This window comes from Mariniflexile ostreae (assembly GCF_042427585.1).
In the GTDB taxonomy this organism is placed as follows: domain Bacteria; phylum Bacteroidota; class Bacteroidia; order Flavobacteriales; family Flavobacteriaceae; genus Pseudalgibacter; species Pseudalgibacter ostreae.
This window is the reverse complement of sequence record NZ_JBHMFC010000058.1, coordinates 1-5667: the sequence shown is the minus strand read 5'-3', so window position 1 is coordinate 5667 and position 5667 is coordinate 1. Positions and strand designations below refer to the sequence as shown.

The 5667-nt window shown below is 33.7% G+C and carries 4 protein-coding genes; 1 reads left to right on the top strand and 3 read right to left on the bottom strand.

Annotated elements, in window-relative coordinates:
- Window positions 1–327: 327 nt before the first annotated feature.
- On the bottom strand, window positions 328–789 hold the full coding sequence (locus ACFFU9_RS10685; RefSeq protein ID WP_379861430.1) for a hypothetical protein: 462 nt from the start codon (window positions 787–789) through the stop codon (window positions 328–330).
- A gap of 791 nt (window positions 790–1580) precedes the next feature.
- Here ACFFU9_RS10685 and ltrA point away from each other — a divergent pair.
- The gene (ltrA, locus tag ACFFU9_RS10680) at window positions 1581–2630 is read left to right on the top strand and encodes a group II intron reverse transcriptase/maturase (RefSeq protein ID WP_379861429.1); all 1050 of its coding nucleotides are present in this window, start codon (window positions 1581–1583) and stop codon (window positions 2628–2630) included.
- Between the two features lie 449 nt (window positions 2631–3079).
- Here the strand turns inward: ltrA and ACFFU9_RS10675 are convergent, their stop codons facing one another.
- Both ACFFU9_RS10675 and ACFFU9_RS10670 read right to left on the bottom strand, forming a co-directional pair.
- Window positions 3080–3748: an RloB family protein gene (locus ACFFU9_RS10675; RefSeq protein ID WP_379861428.1), complete on the bottom strand. Its 669-nt coding sequence runs from the start codon at window positions 3746–3748 to the stop codon at window positions 3080–3082.
- The gene (locus ACFFU9_RS10670) at window positions 3749–5062 is read right to left on the bottom strand and encodes an AAA family ATPase (RefSeq protein WP_379861427.1); all 1314 of its coding nucleotides are present in this window, start codon (window positions 5060–5062) and stop codon (window positions 3749–3751) included.
- Window positions 5063–5667 lie beyond the last annotated feature (605 nt).

The window sequence follows — 5667 nt, the reverse complement described above, 5'->3', positions numbered from 1 at the left end:
CCTTCCCTAAATACATCGTTTTACCCATAGTACGGCAAATCAACCGGATTCGTCAACACAGAATTCATTTTTGGCCTATCGGCAAAACGAATTCTTAGTTATTAGCTTTTCGTTGTTTTTTTCTGTCAGATTAAATTCAGTTGCTAATTTCATTTTTCAGAGTTTGAATGAGTTTTGTCAGCGTTTTATTCCGCAAAGATTTTTAAATCCGTGAGTGAACAATTCGGAAACTTGCTAAAGTCCGTTTACTATTTTTTATTCAGATTTCGATACCGTAAATGAGCTAAAAGTCTGATGTTTTTCTATTTTTTTTACGGTCGTTAGAAATTACTCAATTCTTTTATATTTTTCAGATAAGGGTTCTATTATTTCTTTTTCAAATAATTTAATTGCTTTATATTTATCATAAAAAAACCATCCAAAGTCATCATCTATTTTACCATTAATGTAAATTAAATAAAAATAGAGACTGTCACTACCAATAGGTGATTCAACGATATATTCCATATTGTGCTTTTTCAAATTAATAATTATAAGACTTTCATTGAAAAATCCTCTATAGCTATTATCTACAACTGAATCTCGAAAATGGATTTTATTTTTATCAAATGTTTTATCAAATTCCGTTTTGATATTCTTTGTTTTTAAATTGAATTTATATGACTTAATAAGCCCAGTTCCTCCGGATCCTGCTCCGTGAGAGAAAATGAAAATTAAGCCAATCCAATGAAAAGCAACGATAATAATTGCTGTAAAAACTAAAATAGACAACCATTTAATAATTTTCATTTTAATCTTTTTTTGTAGGATTGTAAAGCTCAATATAAATACTTTCCAACATATTTAATTTGGATTTTCCGTAAGTTTTTTTCAATGAAAGCTAACGTGTTTATATATGGTTTGTTGCGTGGTTTAAGCAACTAATTTAGTAAATAATTACAGACAAAGAAAATCCGCGAGGATTTTCGTAAGTAAGCAAAAAGCCAGCAATAAATTATATATGGTGTGTGTGCCCAGCATGGGCATCTTTTATTTACGGAAAGGTAAATAATTAATCTATAGGGTGCAAGTCCCTTATGCGCAGGAGTAACGTCTTGAAGCATTAGTAAGTCGCAAGGGTGAAAATCGTGAGGTTTTATCTGAAGGAAGCGAAACTACAAAACTCGGTACTGCCCCTTCGTCTACGCTCAGGACAGGCCAAGCAGAAATCGTATACAGAGGCATATTTACTTGGGTAAGCAAGCACATCATTGTAACGCCTCAAGATTAACAAAAGGGTAAGTATGTAGATACGGCAGGAATTGAGGGAAAGAAGATGTCATTACCTGGAGGGCGGAGCGTAAAGAAAATGTCTGGCAGACATTTTTAGTGAACGAGCCAGCTGGCGTGAGGGACAACTACGAGTTGGTTATTTGGAGAAGTCAGCAGAAGTCATAATACTTACAGGAAACGAGGTGCAACAAGAATTGTACAGGCCTCACGGGTAAGGAAGGATAGAACATTAAATTACGTTGGAATTCGATTAGGATGCCTAGCTAGCCTAGTTTTAAACCAACAGGAGTACACGAATTATTGAATCTATGATTGAACAGGTATTATCAGCAACAAATCTTTTTAAGGCAACACGCCAAGTGGAGCGCAATAAAGGTGCGAGTGGCGTAGATGGTATGAAAACAACGTCACTTTCGGCATACATATTAGAAAATCGTTCGCTTATATTATCTACAATTCGCACAAATAGCTATGTGCCAAATTCAATATTAGGGGTAAACATTCCAAAAGGACAGGGTAAAACCCGATTATTAGGAATACCAACGGTAGTAGATAGGTGGCTACAACAGGCGGTAAGCCAACAATTAATGGTTCATTTTGAATATGATTTTGAGCCCGTTAGTTATGGTTTTCGTCCACAAAAGAACATCCAAAAAGCAGTATTACAAGCACAAGGTTACATCAATGATGGTTACCAAGATATTGTAGATATTGATTTACAAGGGTTCTTTGATGAAGTAGACCACTGTATCTTACTTCAACTTATTTACCGCAAAGTAAAATGTCCAACCACCTTGAGATTAATCCGAAAATGGTTAAGAGCGCCCATCTTAATAGATGGAACACTCAAAAAGCGCAGGAAAGGTATCCCTCAAGGTAGCCCCATTAGTCCCTTATTATCTAACATTATGTTAGATGTCTTGGACAAAGAAATGAAAAGTATGGGCTTGCGTCATGTTCGCTACGCAGACGACTTTAGTGTTTACGCTAAAAGCAAAAGCGAGGCAAAAACTATAGGAAATAAACTGTTTGTCTTTTTAAGAGACCGATTGAAACTCCCTATAAATAAAGCCAAAAGTGGCATCCGCAGACCTGTAAACTTTGAGCTACTCGGGCATGGTTTTGTACCTGTCTATAAAAAGGGTGTAAAAGGGCAATATGCATTAGTGGTAGCTAAGAAAAGTTGGGCAAAGTTTAAACGTAACCTAAAAAGTATTACCAAGAAAACCAAACCCATGTCGTTATTCGAACGTCTGGAACGGCTTAATCAAGTCTGTCGAGGCTGGATGAATAATTACCACTTAACGAACATCTATGCAAAAGTAAAAAAGCTAGATGAGTGGTTAAGAATTAAGTAAAACGAATCACGAATACCAAAATAAAATAGAAAAGAAATGAGTAAATCGGTTACGCTATTGTATTTGGCATGATTGGAAAAAGCTAGAGAGGAAACGTAAAAACCTAATTCAATTAGGTATAGAAGCAGGACAAGCCTATGCTTGGAGTCGCACCAGAATGGGAGGCTGGGCAGTAGCTCAACTGCGAAGCATATCACGAAATCCAAATTTTAAATATAATCTTGAGTAAAGTCCTATTCTAAAGACTACTATTACAGTTTCTAGACTTAAACGAAAAGGGTATAAACCTTTGTTAGATTACATTAATAATACGCAAACTTCAATTTGGTGAACCGCCGTATACGAGACCCCTTGGCCTGTCCTGAGCAAAGTCGAAGGATACGGTGGTGTGAGAGGCGCAGTGACGACTTTTAAGTCGTCACCCGTCTACTCGATTAGGCATTCGGGCATTAGTCGTTTATGATTAATTTTTCAATCAATTTGTAAATGTGTGTCCCTAATTTCTTTGGGTATTCTTCATTTTCATTATTAAGTTCTTTGGCTCTATTAATGGCCATTCTTGTTAAAGGTAAAAAAAACCTTGGGTTAGGCCTTTTATTATATCCTCTTCCTTTAATTTCACCTAGAACTATATCAATATAATTTTTGGCGTTACTAATTTTGTCATTTGATATTAGTTTTTGCTTTTCAGATTCATCATACTCATTTATATCTTTTAAATGAAGTATTAACCAAATTTCAAAACAAGGATTACTCATAGCTAAGAAGAAATTATCTTCTTTTTTACAATCGTCTACAAGCTTATCAAAATTGTGGTTATGGATTTCTTCCCAGTCATCTCTGTCGATTATTAACCAAAATTCGTCTGTGTCTTTGAAGCGATATTCTTTTTTAGCTTCTTGAAGAAGTTTTTTTACACTGATTGGGTCAGAACCTCGATTAGCAGGTCTTTTTAAAGAAATTATTTCAATTAAACCATTGCCATTAAAAATCTCAGAACTTCTAAAGTCTTCGAAATATTTCTTTTCACTAACTTTCCCTTCATAGGACAAAATAAACATCTTTTCAGCTTCTCTGAATCCACCTTGACGTACTAACGGAATAGGTTCTCTTGACATTTAATGATCTTTAATTGGTAAAAAGGTTAATTGATTCTTACTTCCAAGTTTTGGGATACCCTTAAAACGTCCAAGTAAATAATCCTTCATTATTTCTTTGTCAAAACGCACATTATAATCTTCGAGAGAATGAAGTTGGGTCGCTCCATCTTTATTTTTAACAGCAAACCATATTTCATCTTTTCTAAGAAGTTTTTGAGTTAATAAAGTAGCTTCATGGCTAGAAACTATAAGCTGACTATTAATATCATCGCATTTATCTAATATAAATTCAAATAAATCTTTAACTAAGTTCGGATGTAAACTTCTTTCGATCTCATCAACAATAAAAACATTACCACCACTAAAGAAATCGATAATTAAAGGGATTAAATCCATAATCCTTCTTGTGCCATCTGATTCATCTTTCAGATCAAAAAGTTCAAATTCTCCACCAATAACCTTATGCTTGGTTTTAAGAAGCTTGGCTTGAACTGTTGTTTCATCAATTTTTGATATAACATAGTATTTATCATCTTGGGGATTTGAAAGAAACGCACTAGTTTTTTCAGATTTTTGACTAAATAAATCATTCTTTATATCTTCTTTAACTTCCGATGGAATATCCATTTTTTCAAAATCGACTTCTTTGAATTCAATACCATCAATACCTGTATCAAAATAGTCAAGCATTTCATTGAATACCTGTTGAAGATTAGTGTCTTTATGTAATTCGAATTTTTTACTGATGTTTTTTGTGCCAGGATAAATAACCGTGAGCGCATTTTGAAACCAGTCAATTACATTCAAGATGTCAGTAATATTTGAGACGTTATCAGAAACATTTGTATTTCTAATTTGTGTTAGAAAAAGTTGATTCCTTGGCGTTCCTTTAGCTGTAAATTCTAAAAATTGTTTCTCCTCATTTAATTTATTCTTTTTATAAAGAAAATCTAAATCATATGTTGTTGTATTCTTTCTATCAAAAATTTTGGTTTCTCCTGATTTACCAATTTCAAAAAGCCATTCATCAATAATTTCTTTCGAATTTAAAATAAAACCATACGCATAATTCTTTCCTTTGTGTTGGATTTCATATTCTACATAAGACGGTTTTTTTAGGAATTTTTTGTCTAATTTATAGAAGTTTGTGCTTATAGGTTGTTCCGGTTTAGTTCCTTTTAAGACTGTCATTTTTCCAAAATCAATAGCCTTAATTAAATTGGATTTTCCTGACGCGTTTGCACCATAGATTACGCCAGCTTTTAGTGCTGACACACCTTTTATTGACTTTGATTTATGATGTGATTTAAGAGATCCCTTTCCTGGGATCATAGAAAAGACTTGTTTCTCTCTAAATGACAGGAAATTCTCAGTTGTGAATCTAATTAGCATTTCTTAGTTGTTTTGAGATGTAAATGTAGTGATATAATCACATCTTCAATGTGTTTTGATGGTTTTTTTTATAGAATTGTCTTTTTTGCCTGATGCCTAACGTCTCGTATATGGAAAGTAGCGCTGAAAACAGACACTAATTTTCGGATTATACACAAGCCGAATTTTTAAATTTACTAATTATTTTATTTTTGGGAATTTGTCAAATTTAAAAATTTGGCGACTTTCCAAAAATGCCCAAGCCTTAGTGTTAGCAATGACTTACGCTATTTTTTATATACACGTTGTTGAACGAATCCTCCCTACCGGTCGGAAGCCCTCCTGAAAACTTCAGTACGTCTTTCCTTTTTGTAAATGTAAGAGATTTATTAATTTGTAGCTAAATTTTTAAATCTATAATCATGTTTAAAAAAAAGTAAGACCATTGCTGAGCGCGCTTTTGAGGAAGTCGCAGGCTTCAGTACGCTTCAGGCCAAATTGGAGCAAAGCTTTTCCATCAATGGTAAAGCCAAAAGTACCTTAAATAATTACCTTCGGTGTCTAGC